The following is a 1612-nucleotide window of genomic DNA, read 5'->3' on the forward strand; positions in this document are numbered from 1 at the left end:
AATGCAACACATAAAAGAGTTGAGCGAAACTAATTAATGTTTGATTTTTTCGTAAAATATCTTGGTTTTTTAAAAAATGTGCCGTTATTACCACAGTTGTTTGAGGCGTTTTTAATATTATGCTCGTTTATTTTTAAGCCGGAGGTGCTGGATGGCATAGACATCATCCACTACGAGGTTTTACGTTGGGAAGGTATTACAGAATGCCGGCACAAATACGGAGGCCTGCAATTTGATTGCAGCGGAAAAGAAGTCGGCCATATTCATGGGAATGGCATCCTCGATATCCTGTTCAGCAAAAAAATCAAGGAACAATTGCTGGCCGAAGGTAAAATAAAAGATCACCATATTTTTGCCAATACCGGGTGGATCAGCTTCTATATTACCCAAAAAGAGGATGCCGCCTATGCTATAAAATTACTCTGGCTGTCCTGGTCTAAAATTGACAATTCAGCCGCCAAATAAAAAGCATTATTTCTATATTTACAGCCGGACCAACGTAGCCACGTTGGTCCTAAAATCAGGGCAGTTTCAAATACGATGCTTTTTACAATAAATTTTCCTGTGGTGTAATGGTAACACATCAGATTCTGGCTCTGAGGATTGAGGTTCGAGCCCTTGCAGGAAAACAAAAAAGCGCCCCTGAGGGCGCTTTCAAAGCAGAACTATGAAAAACTGCCTGTTATTTCGTTCCTGAAGAACGTTTGACATCATCCCCGATATCAAGAACTAAACACCCTGGTATCATCCTATTCCGTTTGTTTTTAATTCCATTTTTTCCTTAGCGCTCATCCCGCTTTTTGGCGTCGGGCTTGTGTTGCGTAACAGTATCTTCATTAGCATTCCGCAAAACCAGGCCAACTATACAAAGCACCATTATTATTGCAGTGCCGATTATATCTTTCATAAATTTTGGATTTAGAGGTGTAGATTGTTTTACCCGGCATATTATTCACGCGGGTGTTTTCTTTCTTTACCCGGGAGCCGGACGAGCGTTGTTGTTCATGGTAATAGTAGGATCGATTTTTAATGCCAAGTTATGCAGCGCCCCTGTGGCGGGCAATACAAACCAGTTGGTATTTTTTTAACGAAGCCACAATGCTTAGTTTTACTGATAATTATTACAATGGAATTGACAACTGAAAAACTATCAGTGATCATTGCAGATGATCATACCTTATTTATCAACGGACTTTGTATGTTACTGCAAACCGAAGCTGATATTGAGATTATGAACATTGCATCCAACGGCCGGGAAGTACTGAGTTTACTAAATTCGCAAACACCCGACCTGATACTGCTTGACATTAACATGCCTGGATTGAATGGCTTTGAAGTGCTTACGCGGGTAAAATCCTGTTACCCGAAAATTAAAGTAGTGATGCTTTCTACTTATAACGAGGAGCACCTGATTGAAAAAGCGAAGGCTGGTGGCGCAAACGGGTATATCCTAAAAAATGCTGAAAAAAGCCAATTATTGCAGGTGTTGCGTCTGGTATGGCAGGGGCAGTCGTGCTTTCCTTATAAACAACCTGCGGGCAATTCAACATTTGATGAATTGGATCCGTTTTTAAAACAGTTCCAGCTCACCAAACGGGAAATTGAACTGTTG

At 40.7% G+C, this 1612-nt stretch carries 3 protein-coding genes; 2 read left to right on the forward strand and 1 reads right to left on the reverse strand.

What is annotated here, in order from left to right; translation table 11 throughout:
- Positions 1 to 36: 36 nt before the first annotated feature.
- Positions 37 to 465 carry a luciferase family protein gene (locus QZY09_RS16770; protein ID WP_295674213.1) on the forward strand — a complete coding sequence of 143 codons (429 nt, stop codon included), beginning with the start codon at positions 37 to 39 and terminating at the stop codon, positions 463 to 465.
- 316 nt (positions 466 to 781) lie between these two features.
- Here the strand turns inward: QZY09_RS16770 and QZY09_RS16775 are convergent, their stop codons facing one another.
- The gene (locus QZY09_RS16775; RefSeq protein WP_295674215.1) at positions 782 to 907 is read right to left on the reverse strand and encodes a hypothetical protein; all 126 of its coding nucleotides are present in this window, start codon (positions 905 to 907) and stop codon (positions 782 to 784) included.
- A gap of 219 nt (positions 908 to 1126) precedes the next feature.
- Between QZY09_RS16775 and QZY09_RS16780 the strand changes: the two genes are divergently transcribed.
- A partial coding sequence (locus QZY09_RS16780) for a response regulator transcription factor (protein WP_295674216.1) occupies positions 1127 to 1612 on the forward strand: 486 nt, incomplete at its 3' end.

The organism is uncultured Mucilaginibacter sp., assembly GCF_903913935.1.
Taxonomy (GTDB): domain Bacteria; phylum Bacteroidota; class Bacteroidia; order Sphingobacteriales; family Sphingobacteriaceae; genus Mucilaginibacter.

Coding starts and splice junctions, on each gene's coding strand:
- QZY09_RS16770 (WP_295674213.1), top strand. CDS start 37: ATGTTTGATTTTTTCGTAAAATATCTTGGTTTTTTAAAAAATGTGCCG.
- QZY09_RS16775 (WP_295674215.1), bottom strand. CDS start 907: ATGAAAGATATAATCGGCACTGCAATAATAATGGTGCTTTGTATAGTT.